23 protein-coding genes are annotated in these 14,848 nt (G+C 43.9%); 12 read left to right on the top strand and 11 right to left on the bottom strand.

All coding sequences use genetic code 11. From position 1 onward, the window contains the following. Nucleotides 1-11: 11 nt before the first annotated feature. Both EG028_RS20015 and EG028_RS20010 read right to left on the bottom strand, forming a co-directional pair. Nucleotides 12-1,805, bottom strand: a complete 1,794-nt coding sequence (locus EG028_RS20015) for an AIPR family protein (protein ID WP_120518103.1) — start codon at nucleotides 1,803-1,805, stop codon at nucleotides 12-14. Nucleotides 1,806-1,817: 12 nt separating this feature from the next. Beyond that, complete coding sequence (locus tag EG028_RS20010) at nucleotides 1,818-2,048, bottom strand: helix-turn-helix domain-containing protein (protein ID WP_120518102.1); 231 nt, start codon at nucleotides 2,046-2,048, stop codon at nucleotides 1,818-1,820. Between the two features lie 320 nt (nucleotides 2,049-2,368). Here EG028_RS20010 and EG028_RS20005 point away from each other — a divergent pair, with 320 nt between their 5' ends. From EG028_RS20005 to EG028_RS19990, 4 genes are all read left to right on the top strand, one after another. Further along, on the top strand, nucleotides 2,369-2,575 hold the full coding sequence (locus EG028_RS20005; protein ID WP_123864729.1) for a hypothetical protein: 207 nt from the start codon (nucleotides 2,369-2,371) through the stop codon (nucleotides 2,573-2,575). A 70-nt stretch (nucleotides 2,576-2,645) separates the two neighbouring features. Next, the gene (locus tag EG028_RS20000) at nucleotides 2,646-3,059 is read left to right on the top strand and encodes a hypothetical protein (RefSeq protein WP_123864728.1); all 414 of its coding nucleotides are present in this window, start codon (nucleotides 2,646-2,648) and stop codon (nucleotides 3,057-3,059) included. 237 nt (nucleotides 3,060-3,296) lie between these two features. After that, nucleotides 3,297-3,878, top strand: coding sequence for a hypothetical protein (locus EG028_RS19995; RefSeq protein WP_120518099.1), 582 nt, complete (start codon nucleotides 3,297-3,299; stop codon nucleotides 3,876-3,878). Nucleotides 3,879-3,932: 54 nt separating this feature from the next. After that, complete coding sequence (locus EG028_RS19990; RefSeq protein WP_120518098.1) at nucleotides 3,933-4,229, top strand: helix-turn-helix domain-containing protein; 297 nt, start codon at nucleotides 3,933-3,935, stop codon at nucleotides 4,227-4,229. A gap of 98 nt (nucleotides 4,230-4,327) precedes the next feature. Here the strand turns inward: EG028_RS19990 and EG028_RS19985 are convergent, their stop codons facing one another. The 5 genes from EG028_RS19985 to EG028_RS19965 form a co-directional block, all read right to left on the bottom strand. Next, entirely contained in the window at nucleotides 4,328-5,101 is a 774-nt protein-coding gene (locus EG028_RS19985; RefSeq protein ID WP_120518097.1) for a relaxase/mobilization nuclease domain-containing protein, read from the bottom strand. Beyond that, the gene (locus EG028_RS19980) at nucleotides 5,091-5,435 is read right to left on the bottom strand and encodes a plasmid mobilization protein (RefSeq protein WP_120518096.1); all 345 of its coding nucleotides are present in this window, start codon (nucleotides 5,433-5,435) and stop codon (nucleotides 5,091-5,093) included. Before EG028_RS19980 ends, EG028_RS19985 begins: the two co-directional genes overlap by 11 nt. A gap of 247 nt (nucleotides 5,436-5,682) precedes the next feature. Beyond that, nucleotides 5,683-5,889, bottom strand: coding sequence for a DNA-binding protein (locus EG028_RS27945; RefSeq protein ID WP_241559177.1), 207 nt, complete (start codon nucleotides 5,887-5,889; stop codon nucleotides 5,683-5,685). 102 nt (nucleotides 5,890-5,991) lie between these two features. Next, nucleotides 5,992-6,366 (bottom strand): hypothetical protein, encoded by a 375-nt coding sequence (locus EG028_RS19970; RefSeq protein WP_120518095.1) that lies wholly within the window; start codon nucleotides 6,364-6,366, stop codon nucleotides 5,992-5,994. A 10-nt stretch (nucleotides 6,367-6,376) separates the two neighbouring features. Continuing rightward, nucleotides 6,377-6,703, bottom strand: coding sequence for a hypothetical protein (locus EG028_RS19965; protein WP_120518094.1), 327 nt, complete (start codon nucleotides 6,701-6,703; stop codon nucleotides 6,377-6,379). Nucleotides 6,704-6,958: 255 nt separating this feature from the next. Here EG028_RS19965 and EG028_RS19960 point away from each other — a divergent pair, with 255 nt between their 5' ends. Together EG028_RS19960 and EG028_RS19955 are read left to right on the top strand one after the other, a co-directional pair. Then, nucleotides 6,959-7,606 (top strand): hypothetical protein, encoded by a 648-nt coding sequence (locus EG028_RS19960; RefSeq protein ID WP_120518093.1) that lies wholly within the window; start codon nucleotides 6,959-6,961, stop codon nucleotides 7,604-7,606. 71 nt (nucleotides 7,607-7,677) lie between these two features. After that, a complete protein-coding gene (locus tag EG028_RS19955; RefSeq protein ID WP_120518092.1) occupies nucleotides 7,678-8,760 on the top strand; it encodes an XRE family transcriptional regulator in 1,083 nt (360 codons plus the stop codon). A 484-nt stretch (nucleotides 8,761-9,244) separates the two neighbouring features. Here the strand turns inward: EG028_RS19955 and EG028_RS19950 are convergent, their stop codons facing one another. Continuing rightward, the gene (locus EG028_RS19950) at nucleotides 9,245-10,516 is read right to left on the bottom strand and encodes a type II toxin-antitoxin system HipA family toxin (RefSeq protein ID WP_120518091.1); all 1,272 of its coding nucleotides are present in this window, start codon (nucleotides 10,514-10,516) and stop codon (nucleotides 9,245-9,247) included. A 5-nt stretch (nucleotides 10,517-10,521) separates the two neighbouring features. Continuing rightward, nucleotides 10,522-10,818 (bottom strand): helix-turn-helix domain-containing protein, encoded by a 297-nt coding sequence (locus tag EG028_RS19945; protein ID WP_120518090.1) that lies wholly within the window; start codon nucleotides 10,816-10,818, stop codon nucleotides 10,522-10,524. A gap of 174 nt (nucleotides 10,819-10,992) precedes the next feature. Here EG028_RS19945 and EG028_RS19940 point away from each other — a divergent pair, with 174 nt between their 5' ends. Continuing rightward, nucleotides 10,993-11,409, top strand: a complete 417-nt coding sequence (locus tag EG028_RS19940; RefSeq protein ID WP_120518089.1) for a DUF6088 family protein — start codon at nucleotides 10,993-10,995, stop codon at nucleotides 11,407-11,409. 83 nt (nucleotides 11,410-11,492) lie between these two features. Here EG028_RS19940 and EG028_RS19935 read toward each other — a convergent pair whose 3' ends face one another. Next, nucleotides 11,493-11,708, bottom strand: a complete 216-nt coding sequence (locus EG028_RS19935) for a hypothetical protein (RefSeq protein ID WP_206614478.1) — start codon at nucleotides 11,706-11,708, stop codon at nucleotides 11,493-11,495. Nucleotides 11,709-11,847: 139 nt separating this feature from the next. On the opposite strand from EG028_RS19935, the gene EG028_RS19930 reads away from it, so the two are divergent. Further along, the gene (locus EG028_RS19930; protein WP_120518088.1) at nucleotides 11,848-12,606 is read left to right on the top strand and encodes a hypothetical protein; all 759 of its coding nucleotides are present in this window, start codon (nucleotides 11,848-11,850) and stop codon (nucleotides 12,604-12,606) included. A 60-nt stretch (nucleotides 12,607-12,666) separates the two neighbouring features. Further along, nucleotides 12,667-12,879, top strand: a complete 213-nt coding sequence (locus EG028_RS19925; RefSeq protein ID WP_120518087.1) for a hypothetical protein — start codon at nucleotides 12,667-12,669, stop codon at nucleotides 12,877-12,879. A gap of 85 nt (nucleotides 12,880-12,964) precedes the next feature. Here the strand turns inward: EG028_RS19925 and EG028_RS19920 are convergent, their stop codons facing one another. Further along, nucleotides 12,965-13,306 (bottom strand): helix-turn-helix domain-containing protein, encoded by a 342-nt coding sequence (locus EG028_RS19920; protein ID WP_162946581.1) that lies wholly within the window; start codon nucleotides 13,304-13,306, stop codon nucleotides 12,965-12,967. Between the two features lie 197 nt (nucleotides 13,307-13,503). Here EG028_RS19920 and EG028_RS19915 point away from each other — a divergent pair, with 197 nt between their 5' ends. The 3 genes from EG028_RS19915 (at nucleotide 13,504) to EG028_RS27775 (ending at nucleotide 14,478) form a co-directional block, all read left to right on the top strand. Beyond that, nucleotides 13,504-13,791, top strand: a complete 288-nt coding sequence (locus tag EG028_RS19915; RefSeq protein ID WP_120518085.1) for a SymE family type I addiction module toxin — start codon at nucleotides 13,504-13,506, stop codon at nucleotides 13,789-13,791. 62 nt (nucleotides 13,792-13,853) lie between these two features. Beyond that, nucleotides 13,854-14,324: a PIN domain-containing protein gene (locus EG028_RS19910; RefSeq protein ID WP_120518084.1), complete on the top strand. Its 471-nt coding sequence runs from the start codon at nucleotides 13,854-13,856 to the stop codon at nucleotides 14,322-14,324. Then, on the top strand, nucleotides 14,311-14,478 hold the full coding sequence (locus tag EG028_RS27775) for a hypothetical protein (protein ID WP_162946580.1): 168 nt from the start codon (nucleotides 14,311-14,313) through the stop codon (nucleotides 14,476-14,478). Before EG028_RS19910 ends, EG028_RS27775 begins: the two co-directional genes overlap by 14 nt. Nucleotides 14,479-14,848: the final 370 nt, after the last annotated feature.

The following is a 14,848-nucleotide window of genomic DNA, read 5'->3' as shown; positions in this document are numbered from 1 at the left end:
GATGATACAAGTTAGGAAAAAATTCTTTCATCTGTACCGTAAAAATTTAGAATGTCTTCTTCAAAATTATTACTCCGATACCATCTAACTTCACTAAATGTAGTAATTAATTGTTCTGTTCTTTTGTCCAAAAAGGTTCGCATGTAACGGGGATCAGATTTTGATATAGTATTTGTAAATTTTTCCCATTCATGTGGAAAGATGGAGATTTTATCACTCACAACATCTTGATAATCAACTATGCTATCCGGCTTATATAATCTCGTCATTGCATAAACCATTCCGTAAATATTCTTTTCAATCTTAGACTGCTGGTTTCTTTTTTTCAACAGTTGATTGAAACAGTAGTAACCAAAATAGAAGTTATCTAGTTTATTCAAATTTTCAAGAAGTTTTATTGACGATTGATTTTTCAAAAATAACTTCTTTTGAATCGATCTATTTATCTCCCCATTGCTAGCATAATATATTCTAAAAAACATATTCCTCTCAAGAATCCTTTCCCGACTGATATATCCGAGTTCAGCCCCATCTCCGAATTCACCTCGTTTTCTTTCGTAAAGAAGTCCATAGCGACTAAAAAGTAGGTCTTGAATTCTCACATGAAACTTATCATTTGAAAACTTGTCAGAGCCTATAACCGGTGTTTGTAAATTAGTTGCTGTTGATATCTCGTCAATTAACTGTACTTTTTCTGATTTTTTCTCATCTGATCCATTCTCCTGTATAAATGTAATTATCTTAAGTAAAACTTCCTTCTCTTGAAAAATGGAGACTACATTCTTTGTGATGTTCTCTTCATAAATTTTTCCCAATGTATACGCAGTTTGTCCTCCGTTTATGATTTGAGGGTTAACTACATGAAGTTGTGCTTTATTCTTTTGGCCGATTTTTTCATTGATATATGTTTCATCCGAAAGCATTGTAATTCCATTATTGAACAGCGCAAATTCATTAGTACTTTTCTTTAGTATCGTCTCTCTAATGGAGGAATTGACCTTTTGCCCTTCAAATTCTAGATAGCTTCTTGGGTTATACTTTAAAATTGAATTTTTATATTTATGTAATACTTTCGCTATTTCAATCGTAGGCACAAAAAGTAAGGTGATTTCGCAGTCGCTATGTTCGGTTTTAACTGTATAGCTAATCTTGCTACCTGCGTTTTTATTACTCAGGTCAATATTAATAGTTAAATCTGAGGCATTAAAATATGTACCAGATAAAATAGGAAAGATCAATTTATTATAACATAGTTCATAGTCAAAAACTTCAACAGGATACCCGCCTGTCAAATACTTCAATTTGGATTGGGGAATATTTTCGATGTTGGCAAGTAAAATAACTTTATAGCGGTATCTAGCAATATCGTCCATCTCCCTGATGCTGTGCATCATCTGCCTTATTTTACCATTATACTTGTTGCCATTCTCATCATTTTCCTCTCCATCCATAATTCTATTAATATCCATTATCAATATTTCAGCCAATTCAATCCTTTTTTGTTCAAAGTTTTTCTCGGTGGTACGGAATTTTGATTGGATAAAATATATAGTTTTACTTTCTTTATGAATATAATAGCCGTCAATACCTCCATCCATAGTATCATCCGTTATGAATGCTTCTCTTTCAGTAAAATCCAATAAGCCAAAACTAACTTTTAGATAAAGGTGGATAAAGGCTCGTGCCCGTGCCTGATTTGCCTTCTCGATGTCTGCGTCGTTCCTCGCATACTTAACGGTATATGTTGCTGGGGCCTCTGTTCGAATTTTGTCAAGAATTCTAACTAGTATATTATATTTCGACATAGGTTATGTGATTTAAAAGTCGAAATCAACTAACTTGGAGAGCCTTATGTCTAAACCAATTGCCAATTTACATAATGTACTGAAAGCAATGTTTATCTCCCCTCGTTCAATCTTCCCTATATCACTGGTATCAATGCCACTATGAGCTGAAACATCTTCCAGCTTCATCCCCTTGGAATTTCTTATCTGACGGAGGTTCGCGCCAAATTTTTTTAAGGCTTCCTTATCGTTAAACTTCTCCATTCTTATTAGCTATTACTAAAAATGGCAGAAATTCAGCAACTTTCTTTGGGGCGAACGCCCCAATTTTAAAATAAACCCTTAATTCGCTATTGTTGCAGCCCTGCAAGAAATTAGAGCTGCTTCTTAGATTCTCACCGGCAGAACGTAGGAAATTCAAACTGGGAGAGATGATAAGAGGGAGGCTCGTACCTTATGGTGCGGGCCCTTCTTGTCCATCCCAGTAGGCTTCCTACGGCCTTGCCGGTGGCGAGTTGGGTTCCGCACTATTTTGTTTGTTCCCAACTGCTTTGATACTATTTGTGATTGTTAAACTCAAAGGTATGAGGAGTATTATTTCAGCCGTCGACATCACGGCATCTTCATGTATTCAAGACTTTTTTGAAAGCTACCCCGATCCCGATGCCGCCAAAAAGGTTCTATGGGAGCTATTAGTTGCCGCCACGGGAAGCCAGCATGCCGACATATGGAATGGGGAAACCCGCGCCAAAATGCTCTTTTTCTACGAACAATGTGGCGATTTTTTTTGATGCTGTTTACGATCTCGTTAACCTTAGTGACCGCCATTTTCTTGCTCTTGAAATCAAAAACCAACCATTTATGAGTACTCAAACTTCCGGAAGGCAACCATACTTCCGTAACATTGACAACCTCCAGAAATTGAACCGGTTGGATGAAGCCGGGCAAATGAGAATAATGGAGCAAGGGTTTACACCCGATGACCTGGCTGAGTTTTGCGATTTGGCTGACCTTGACTGGATCAGGGCTTGCTACGCTCTGAACATTTCAGGGATGAAGATTCACAGAATCATGCATCAAACCTTCCTACCGCCTGAGACATCAAAGGAACTGTTTCACCTCGCTCAAATGTATGCACAAGGCTATGAGTTCTCAAACAGCCGAAAGAGGTTTAATGACTGGATGACCATGGAAAGGAAGTATGTCCGGTTCCTCACGCCCTTTGTTTTGCTTAACAGCCGGGAGGGAAAAGCCGAAGCCAATGACATGTTATGAAGGCTAAGGGTGGGCGCTTTCTAATCTTTTTCTTTTCACCGGTGAAAGAAAAGAATAATCTACAACAGGAACATTTTGCAGCTTAGGGCGGGCGTCAGGTGGCACCCGTTTTCTTTTGCAACCAACGGGCGCAAAAGCAAGCGATTTTCGTCCTACGAAAACACCGCTTGCCATAAATCAGGAGCTAAATTACTTACGAATCTTTCTTTATATTTGACTGCCCCTAAATAACGCTTTATGGCAACCTTTAGCATAGTCTTGTCATTATTTGCATTTACTATTTCGCTTCTAACATTCTGGCTAACCAGAATTAATAAGGGAACAATAAAAATGACTAGACCATCTGTCATTTTCTTTGGGCCAGATGGGCCGGGTGAAGTGAATAAGAAGGTCTTTATACGGACTTTACTTTACAGTACGGCGGATAAAGGTATCTACGTCCAAAACATGTTTATTCGCTTACGGCGCGGCGAATCACACCAGAACTTTAATGTATGGATTTACGATAACGGTGGTCTAGTCAGGGGAAGCGGATTATTCATAAACAAAAGTGGCATTGCATGCAACCATCATTTCCTTTTACCTAAAGATGGATCACATTATAATTTTTTAGCTGGCGAATATCTTTTGGAAGTATTTGTAGAAACCGTAGGTAATAAGCCAATAAAACTATTTGAACACACCCTGTCAGTTGATAAATCGCAGGAGGAAGAAATGAAGCTAAAAAAGGGTGGAATCTATTTTGATTGGGCTCCTAATTCGCAAAATTACCTTTCACATCTCGATATCATACATAAACATCAGGAAGTAAAAGCATAAAAGTGCCTCTCTACCAGATGATTTTTCCGAAACTGCCCGGCCCTTGTTTTGCCGATGCAAAAATCATCTGGTGGAGAGGCACAAGCCCCCGGTGGGGTACTACTTAAATTCTCCACTCTTTCAATTCCTCGCCATCCCCAAATAACTTGTCCCGCAAAGCCGACATATTGCATACAAAAGATCCGGCTTGCAAAAGGGTACAGCACCCGCGTGTTTGCCTACAGGGCGGATATTGCGCATAGTACTGTGGAAAAGCTGGAAGCCGGGGAAATGAACCCTTCCTTGATCATTTTGCTAAAGCTGGCCGAAGCGCTGGAAACTGACCTCAATACACTGGCGGGCAAAAAGTAAAAGGGCGTTATTTGGATAGATGATTTTTCCGAAGAAGCCCGGCTATGTTCCACCGCCGCAAAAATCATCTATCCAAATAATGCACCGCGCCAGCGGCACTACCGCCGCAAGCCCCTACGCAATCGGGGAGCTTGTTCAATCCTGATGTTCGGGCGATAACCAAAAGTTTTTTGAAACCCGCTAAACGAGTACGCCCGGTGTATGCTGCTACCCTTAAAGGCATATTTCCCTTTCCTGAAGCTGATCCCGCATATTTCTCCCGCCCGGTTTCGTTTAAACATCACATCAATCTGGTGACGCACCATCCAGTTTTGCAATTCCTCAAAGCTGTGGCACAACATGCGGCCTGTCGCTATCGCCGTGTGAATTTCTTCTTTCACCGTTTCTTCCTCGCTTAAAACCCGGCCCGGCTGTTTCCGGGGCCGCCGCTCTGCGACAATCAGTCGATGGGCTTGGGTGAGGGCCTGAGCCGCTTTTTTGCCGCGTAAGCCTAACCAGCTATCAGAAATGGCCTTTCCGTTGAGATTTACCAGGTTAGCAATAATATGCAAATGCGGATGGGCCTTGTCAGTGTGCTTTACAACCGCCACCTGCGTATTAATCAGGCCGATCTCCTGAAGATATTTTTGGGCAAGATTTGCCATCAGCTCGTTTGTTACCTTATCATCTGGATGGAAACTTAAAATCCCGTGAAATACTGCCCTGTGCTTATTGGGCAGCAGGCGGCGACTCTGTTCAAAATCTTCAGCCATCTGTTTAGGGTCAGATTCCCTTACACCGTGAACATACAGTATCTCGGCCCGTTCCGCTGGTTTGCAGACATACCGGCAGCAACCTGAAAAAGACTTACCCGTTATTACTTTACTTATCATCACTTAACTTTTTCAGAATGTCACATAATTGGGCGTAGTCCTTGTAATAAGCAGCTAAGGCGGATAAGTATCCCTTCTGGTGACAGGTTTTAGCCATCTGGTTAATATTGTTGGCAACCCCGATCAGGGCCAGCCGGTATTGGCGACCTTCCTCATCCAGCCGGGCAACAACCTTTCCCCGGAGAATCACCTGCCGCATGTAGGGCATGACCTTCATTCCTGCGATTTGCGCCTGTTCCTTCACCCGTTTCATTTCTTCCTCATTGAGCCTTACCCCGACCTGGAACCGGCGTTTTACCGGGCTGGGTGGGCGGCCTTTCCTTTTCTCACTCATAAATGGAAATTTTAATACTTGCCCGCTTGCGGGCAACCTTTTGCGACCAACGGGAGCAAAAGCGAGCGCGTTTTTGCGAAGCAAAAACACCGCTCGCTACAGGTAGCAAGCTACCTGTTTCCTCCATCCGCTCCGGGCGGCTGAAGAAGTTGCTGAATATCGTTCCAGAGAAATAAACCCTTGACCGGACTTTGTAGGGCTTGAGCTTGCCGTGTTTGATCCAGTCGTAAATTGTGGGGCGGGTAACCTAGAAGATGGTGCAAACCTCCCCGATCCTATAAAGGGGCTTGTAGGTGAGGCCCGGTATGTTATACGTCGGGGTGGTGGGGCTGCTCTTTTCGATTCGGGTAACTTCCTCCCGGATGATCTGGCGTAGGCTCTGCCAGAATCGGGACGGCTCAAACGGGAATAACATAGGCGTAGCCGTTTGTTCAGTCTTTACGTTTTCATTCATCACATTACGGTTTTAGCCTGCAAGGGTATGAAAATGTAAAGCCCGGAAAAAGTAAAGTATACTTTTTCCAGGCTTTTTATGAAATGTGACGCACTTTAATGCTTAAAGCCGCCTGAACTTTCGTTCCAGATGATCGATGATCTCCAGCCCTTGGGGAAATTCCAGTTTAGTAAAGAAGATGCGGGCTTCTTCTATGCTTTTTTCAAGTTCAGTCTGCTTATGTGGACTGAGGGAGGTCACTTTACAGGTTATCAGTTTCAGGGCTTTTTGCAGGCTGTCCGGGCTGCTCCCGTACAAACTCATTAAAAGGCCGCCGAAAGGTGCATCTATCTTATTTAGATGCATGCCGCTTGTTTTGGCAAGGGCATAGAATATGATAGATAATGCGGTATTGCTCATTTGAGCCTGCTTGCATTTTTCCAGATGCACTCGCTCCTTTCCTTCAAAATCAGCCATGACGGCAGTAAGCCGGGGCATAAACTCCCGGTTAAAGGTAGGGACGGTAAATCATGAAATACAGTGGAACGTAAACCAAGAAGCCGGTTAAGGCAAGAATAGAAGCGCTTAAGGTATTAAATTGGTTAAGGGCGATGGTTATGAATATACCCGCTGCCAGCATTGCCAAATAATGCTTTAAAGCGTTTCCCCAAAAATCGCTAATAAGATACCGGTAAGTGGCTTCAGTAGGCCAGCTGGAAATATAACCGTGCTGTTTCTCGTGGGCTTGCCGGAAGCGAAGAGTAAGATCATTGTAATTAACCGGCAGGTCAAAGGTGAAAAAGGATTTCAACCACTTCAGATTCAATTTCTTCATTTTACCCTCATTTTGACACTAAATATAGTGAAAATTACAGATACATTCGGCTAAAATTGTTTTTCGGAAAAAGTTGTAGGTTATGAAAATAGGAATTTATGCTACAATATATTGATTATCAATTGTAAAATTCATTTGATACAATTTTTATCAAATTTCATATACAATAATTACATAAAATTCATTTATCTTTGCATAAGAAAAATCCCCACGCTTGGAGGCCGGGGATCTTAAATTGATACAAAAAAAATTGCGATGGTAAAAGTAGAACTTTTTTCTGAATTTCCCAATTCAAGGGAAGAAAAACAGGCTCTTATGGAAGAGCTATACAAAGCTAAAGGCATTGACCTTAACGAGCTATTATTACGCGCCCATGCTCAAACTCTCGAGGAAGCCGAAAAGCGATCTCTTGAAGGAAAGGGGCGCGGGTACATGGCGAGTACAATGAGTTGGAACATCAGGGGAGAACTTTACAAGACCTACCCCGAACTAATGCAGATGGATCAGCATAAACGGGATTATTTAATGCTAGGTAAAAATATTAGGATATATTTCAAAAAACTTGACAACAAGTATCGTCCGAGTAATATTGTAACCAAGCATGTAATAAGCTTGAATACCCAGCAGCTATTATTCCGTCCTAGCCCAATTACTGTATTGTATGCAGGATTCAGGTTAGCAGCCCGGAATTCCTGGGACGAACTGGAAGGATGTTACCTAGTTGAAATGAAAAACCTTAGCCGGACATTCTGGATAAGTGATCTTTCAATGATTACCGCGGAAACAGCTGTCCCAACACGAAATGTTATCATACCCGAGCTTGAACCTAATAATGACCTTGATGTTAGAATTAGGAAAGATGTTGAGAAGCAAACAGGCGAAGGTGAAACAAAAGTGTCCTAAGAGTAAATTTATGCAGGGGTGTTCAGTCAAAGAACATCCTTGCATTTTAATCACACTAAACCTTTTCACAGATGTTCAATCGTAAAATGATTACGTTAGCCCGTGAAGCAAGAGGATTGTCCCAAGAGCAGTTATCAAACATGCTTCATGGAATAACACAGGCTACCCTATCTAACTTTGAAACAGGACGATTGGATTTGAACGAAGATTCTGTTTCAAAAATTGCCCACGCTTTAAACTTTCCGATCACGCTATTTAAGCACGAAGCCCAATTCAACCGTATTAGCAAATTCTATTATCGAAAACGCAGCAGTTTTCCAGCGAAGGAAATCGTACCATTAGAAGCAAAAATTGACATAATTAGAAGAGCTTACTCGGAGTTTCTAAGATCAATTGAGTTTGAATTTAAAGAACTCCCTAAAATACCAGTATCCGGCAAAAATAATCCCGAAGTAATCGCTAAGTATATTCGGCTGTTTTTGGGTTTAAATGAAGGCCCAATCGACAATCCTGTTTCAATCATTGAAAAAATTGGAATTCCTGTTTTGTTTCTTGACGTAAAATCCGATAAATTCTCAGGAATGGTTGTGGAAACAGATAAGAATAAGCCATTGATTGTAATCAATAAAAATATGCCGAATGATCATAAGAAATTCACATTGGCACATGAATTAGGCCATCTCGTTATGCATAACGCATTTACTGAAGACCCTGAGTTTTTTGAACGCCTTGAAGACAGGGAAACTGTTGAAAAAGAAGCGGATAGATTTGCAGGAGCCTTTTTGATCCCAGCGGAGCAAGCAAGATATACTTTTAGACCACTGACATATAGCCGTTTAAGTGATCTTAAATTGCACTGGAAAGTTTCGAAACAAGCGATTATATATCGGGCAAAAGATTTAGGGATAATAGATGATGTAAAATTTAAAACCCTATTTATTGAATTAAGTCGATTTGGGGAAAGGAAGAAAGAGAAACTAGAAATACAAATCGATGAACCAAAGCTTTTAAAAATGATTATAAACGCTTTTGAGAAACATTTAGGATATACTACTAAATCGCTGGCAGAAAATATTGCAGGCCTCAATGAGAGTGAGTTTTTGGATTGGTTTGATATTCATAGGCCTGGCCTTAAAGTAGTGGCAAAATCTTAAACGAAGCCGGGGTATTAAACTCCGGCTTCGTTATTGCCATCAAGATAAATTTCAATTAAGTAAAACTAAATTTGAATTTGCTTATTTATTTTTTATGTGGTTAACCTGCATAAGGTATTGTAAGAAGTATAGGGAAAGTAAAAAGGAACTCGACCAACTACTCGACTAAAAACACAAGACCCGCGCCATGCGCAGGTCTTGCAAATTTCCAGTGATCCCGCTGGGACTATATTAAAGCCTTTATTACCGCGTGTTTCCGGGCATTTTTGGAGTGGTGTAACCTTTTTTGTTACCTCGCTGGAATGCCTTATTTTATTGGGGTTTGCAAAGAACTGATTGAGAGTCAAAGGTACGGAAGTTCGAAGTATAAAATGATTCAAAAGGCGACAAAATATTCTATTATTCCCGAGACATTTTAAGATAAAAGCACATCGATATTCCAAAAAGAATCCATGCTGGTAGCTTTTTTTCGCTCATATCCCTTTTAACTAAAAAAACAATTTTGCATTCTTTCCATCTCACTCCGTGAAATGCCTATGCCCGTTGCAACTTCCCGCCAGTGGGTTACTGTTTCCGATACTTGTCTTATGATTTCTTCGCGTTTCTTTTCCTGAACTCTGAAGCGGTCTGCAACTTCACGGGCAAGGTCTACATCCAGCTCATTGTTGTGGTCTGAAATATTGAGGTTTAGCCCTGTGGCATTGGGTATAGGGTTAACATCGTAAGCCGGGGAAAGACGCCAGCCCCGGGGTGTTAATAAGAAACCATGATTGCGCAGATGATCATCACTATTACTTACGCAGATATAAAAAACGATCCGACGCCATAACTCCTCCAAATCTGCATCCGGGGCAGCACCGTGCCGTACGATAAACTCCGCCAGCTGCAAGTATGATACCTGGGCGGCGGCATCCGCTCCATCCGTCTGCCCGAGCAGGGTCATGGCGGAAGCGAAGTGAATACGGTCACCACCGACAGTACGATCAAAGCGTTTGGATAAAAAAGTATGCTGATCCTGTGAGAAACGGCGGGCTGTGCTTTCTGCAACATTCAGGCCTGACCGTACAGCCAACATATTAACAACCTGTTCCCAGGCTCCAATATTCCTGTCATCGCGGCGGCTAGGGAACTTGGCTATCCAAAGGTGTCCATCCGGGTCCGTTACGCTGGCTTTGGGCCGCGCACCGCCCAGAGAAGAACCGGGGGACATCAACAGGTTCAGCCATTGTGCAAAAGCGGGATCTTCCACAGCATCATCATTCTCAAGGGCCAGGCTTGCTTCCTCCAACGACCTCAATGAGGTAATCGGTGGTGCAGCCATTGCGGCGTTGTTATCCAGGAAAGGGCCGTCCGGGTCAAGTTTGAACCGTAATGCCCCCATTCTGTACAAATCATGCACCCCTAACAAATAATCGCTTTCCATAAGCGCCCTGGTCCTGCGCCCCTCTTCCCGGGCAATTAATGCCTCCCTCCGCTCCATCAACACTCTGCCCCAGCGGTCAGGAGAAGAATCGGTAAACAGTCCGAAATTGGGCTTTTCCTCGCTGGTATATTGCGGACCGGAGAACAACTGCAAGTCCGGGTCGATCAATAAGGCCGGGCCGGCTTCCAGCCATTCCGGCTCATAGGAAAATGAAAATACCTCTTTGCCCCGCACGGATTCTGCTTTCAGCAAACCCATGAAACGGGCGCCTGCCAATTCTTGCCAGTCGGCATATACATAGATCTGTTTACTGTTTGATGTTGCCTTTGCCATACTTATTACCTTTTGTTCAGCAGTTTCGCATCCTGTAATTTCCTGCCCAGCGGATCGTCCGCCGCAACTTTTAATAAATCCTTGTCGAGCCCCAACACAAAAAGCACTTGCAGGTATGAAGACATCGCCACACCTGGTTCGCCTTTCTCAATATGCTGCAAGGTGGAACGGGCAATACCTGCCCTTTCCGCGACCTGTTCTGCGGAAAGTTGGCGGCGCTTGCGGGCCAGTTTGATATTGATGCCCAGCTCTTTGAGGGTATAATCCGCCGAAGGAAGTAATACTGATTTCTTGGGCTTCATGACCGATATTTTAGTCAAAAATACGAAAAATGACCGGAATAACGGTCATTTTTAAAATATTAATCCAATCAATTTTTTCCTGAGACGAGGGTTGTGCCTCAGATTCAAGGTAATAATTGTCCTACTTTTGCATCTAAATTGGCAACATTTTTAATGTTCTCACATCATAATCAAATGAAACACAACGGAACGATAGAAGGCAGGATTGCTACGAGGATGGCCCGCATGAAATCTCCGGTTCTGCTTAGGGAGGACTTTGAGGACCTGGGCGGCTATGATCAGGTTGGCCGTGCCCTTTTGGCGTTGATACGGAAGGGTAAGCTGATCCGGATCGGTTACGGGCTGTATGCTAAAACCAAGGTTTCTTCACTGACAGGTAAAATCCTACCAGTAGAATCGCTGCCGGATCTGGCAAAGAAAGCCCTTAGCCGCCTGGGTGTAAAAGTCGTTCAAACGAAAGCTGAGAAAGACTATACTGAAGGGCGTTCTACCCAAGTGCCTACAGGGAGGATGATTGGCATAAGAGGCCGGGTTTATCGTAAAATAAGCTATAACGGTACAAGAATATATTATGATCGAATTACCCGATAAATAAATTAAAGTGAAAGCAAGGCACCTCAAAATATAATCAGAGCGCCTTTAATTCCTCGCAAACCCCAAATTGATACGGCTTTTTACCGATTCAAATAGCTGCGCACCTCTTCTTCACTCAGGCCAGTATACCGGCAAAACTCAGCAATAGAAATAAACTGCCCTGCCTTTTTATCCAAGGCTTGACGGATACGTTGTAGCAGCAGCCGGGAGGCTCTCTCGCTGCGGCCCGTGATATTCTGCACGTCACGGGCAAAAATCACCATGCGGTTTGGTATTATTTTCTGCATAATCGGCATGTCCGGAATGAGAATTTTTCTGTGATAAAATGCCAGTGTAGTTTGGTGTTGTAAAGCAATTTACGGCATCGTGCACAGATGTAACAGCCTAACGGGCATGGCTATGCAAATTGCCCCATTCTTAACTAAAATCATATCAATGGCAAAACAAATAGGGCTCATCAAGCTGAAGGGCACGATCGGCAATGTAACGTTTTACTCAACCGTAGCCGGAGATCTTGCTCGCCAGAAAGGCGGTGTAGACGCTAAGCGTATCGCCACAGATCCCGCCTTCCAGCGCACCCGTGAGAATGGTTCCGAGTTTGGCCGGGCCGGCATGGCTTCCCGCCTGCTGTGCGCCACCTTCCGGGACCTGATGGCCGAAACCAGTGACAGCTATATGTACGGCAGGCTGACAGGGAGATTTGTAAAGGTGATCCGTGCGGACGCCACCAACTCCCGCGGGCTCCGAAACGTCATAGACGGCGAAGCGGAACTGCTGAAGGGTTTTGAGTTCAATATCCGTGGCAGGCTGAAAACCAAGTTTTTTGCCCCATTCACGGCCAATATCGACCGGGTAACCGGCGCCGCTTCTGTTGACATACCAGCATATATTCCAAAAAGGAAAGTCCTGGCGCCACGCGGCACCACCCATTACCGGATTAACGTGGCGGCTGCGGAGGTGAATTTCGAGGAAGAAGCATTTGTGGATGGGATTGTAAGTTCTCCAGAGCTACCGCTTGATAGGACACTGACCGCTCCGCTTAACATGGTGATCGACCTACCCCCGAACAGCACAAAGCCGCTGTTCCTAGCTTTGGGGCTGGAGTTCTTCCAAGAGGTGAACGGTGAGATGTTTAACCTGCTCAATGGCGCCCATAATCCTACGGCGCTGGTAAAAGTATCAGGTGCGGCGTAACGCCTCCGTAAAGGCGGGCGCTGCCCGGATGCAATTTTCTAACCTTTAAACTGTTCAGATATGAATACTGGACAACGTTTAACAGCTCCTACCCCGCCGTTGTTCCAGAAGGTCCGTAACATCGGGCTTTTGCTGACGGCGATCAGCACGGCTATAATAGGCCTGCCGGTTGCGCTGCCTTTGATCATCACCCAGGTGGCGGGATACGTAGCCCTCGCCGGCGCGGTAATGACGGGCGTAAGTCAGGCCACGGTCGAGAACGAAGGCGGATAGCCGCAGAAGATTAATACACAGCCACAGGCCTAAAACACCTGGTGTATGTTTTGGTGTGAAGGCTCCTGCTCTGCAGGGGCCTTTTTTATTCGCCCATCAAGGCGCTTACCCTTTGTTTAGTAATAAAAGCATCGATCACGGCCATTACATGCCCTTTATCCTCTTCCGCTAATTTCTCCAGCTGCTGGAACTTGTATGCCACCGCATCCGTAGTATTGGCAGTGCTCGCTTCATGGCCCATTACCAAATGATCCAAGGAAACATTTAAAGCCGATGCGATTCTAGCGGCAACTTCAATCGTTGGTGAGATAACATCCCTTTCATAACGGCTCACGATATCTCCGCTGGTGCCGATCATACTACCCAACTCGGTCTGTTTGATATCCTTCTTTTTTCTGATAATGGCAACACGTTGTCCAAAGGTCATATTCATTAAGTTTTTAGATGAATGGGAAACTACTTATTATTTCAGGGCGACGATGTATTAATGAAATTATTTATATTATATTAGACACATAAATCTAGTATTAGTATGCTAAAGTTAATCAATTAGTCTAATAAACGTGCTATAATTCTTGTTTTTAGTTTGATTTATTGGTATATTTATAGAACAATAACACGAATATGAAAAAAGAACGTTTGTTAACCGTCGGCTCGCTTTGTTATGAGCACGAATTTGATAATACCCATGTTCCCTTTATCCGCCTGTCCGGGAAATGGCTACACGAAGCAGGGTTTGACGTAGGCGACCTCATCGCCGTAGAACACAATAAAGATAGCCTGGTGATCAGAAAGGTGGAGGGCGTACAGCAGCTAGAGGACCGGCCCCAAGAGCGCCGGGGCCCTGCCAACAAAAAGGTGATGCAAAACATCGCAAAACGCATAACAGAGACCCTACCAGTAAAAAAGTAAAGCCCTGCCCTTCAAAACTCATTTTCAAAAATTGATTGTTAACCTAAACTGCGTAAATTACTATGGTGAACGTATATACAGACACCTCTGTCATTGGCGGCTGTTTTGAGCCTGAATTTCAGGAATGGAGCGAGGCCCTGCTGAAGGAATTCAAAGCCGGCAGCAAAAAGATCATCATCTCCGACCTGATGTTGCTGGAACTGTCAAAAGCCCGGCCGGAAATCCACGAAAAGCTAAATGAAGTACCTTTGGGGTATAGAATTCATCTCCGGACAACGGAGGAAGCAATAATGCTGGCTGAGACCTATATAAGCGAAGGAGCCCTGACGAATAAGAGCTATAACGATGCCTTACATATCGCTCTGGCTACCATCAACAACGCTGAAGTATTAGCCAGCTGGAACTTTAAGCATATTGTGAACCTGAACCGGATAAGGCTTTACAACTCCATAAACCTGCGGTTGGGTTATAGGCTGATAGAAATCCGCACACCGCGGGAGATTTTAAATATACGCGACCATGAAAAAGGGTAAAAAACCTAATGTTTTAAAAGAGCTGCGGGACATCCGCGAGAACCTGAGTGTAGAATACTGGCAGCATCCCGAAAAGCTACAGGAAGCGTTAAAAGCTGTGCGTGAAAAATTTGTGCCTGCGGAGAAACCAGAGAAAGTAAAGAAAACAAAATAAGGGAAGCCGAGAGGGGCTGGAGTGCGTTATGATCTGGGAGAACCCAGGCGGCGAACGCAGCCCCTTGCGGTCCCGATCTCCACCGGGCTGCACCTGGCGCCCTGAAAAGATGATGACTGCCCCACCGCCAGTAAAAGAGAAAAAGAAGACATACTTGGGGCTGAGGGTGGCCCCGTAGCATCCGGGGGAAGGAGAAGCTGGCCACCCTCAGCCCCAAGTATGCGCCAAGATTGTTCAAAAGCTGAAAAGAGATTCCAAAGCCGCTGTTCGCGGCAGGCCATGTTCTGAAGCCGGGTCCACCCCGGCACCGGCATCCGACACCTACACATAAAAGCCCTCGCCCAAAGCGACCCAGTACCCAGGCACTTAC

The sequence above is a fragment of the Chitinophaga barathri genome, from assembly GCF_003807585.1.
GTDB classification, from domain to species: Bacteria; Bacteroidota; Bacteroidia; order Chitinophagales; family Chitinophagaceae; genus Chitinophaga; species Chitinophaga barathri.
The sequence above is the reverse complement of the archived record's forward strand: the minus strand, read 5'-3'. Positions and strand labels throughout refer to the sequence as shown.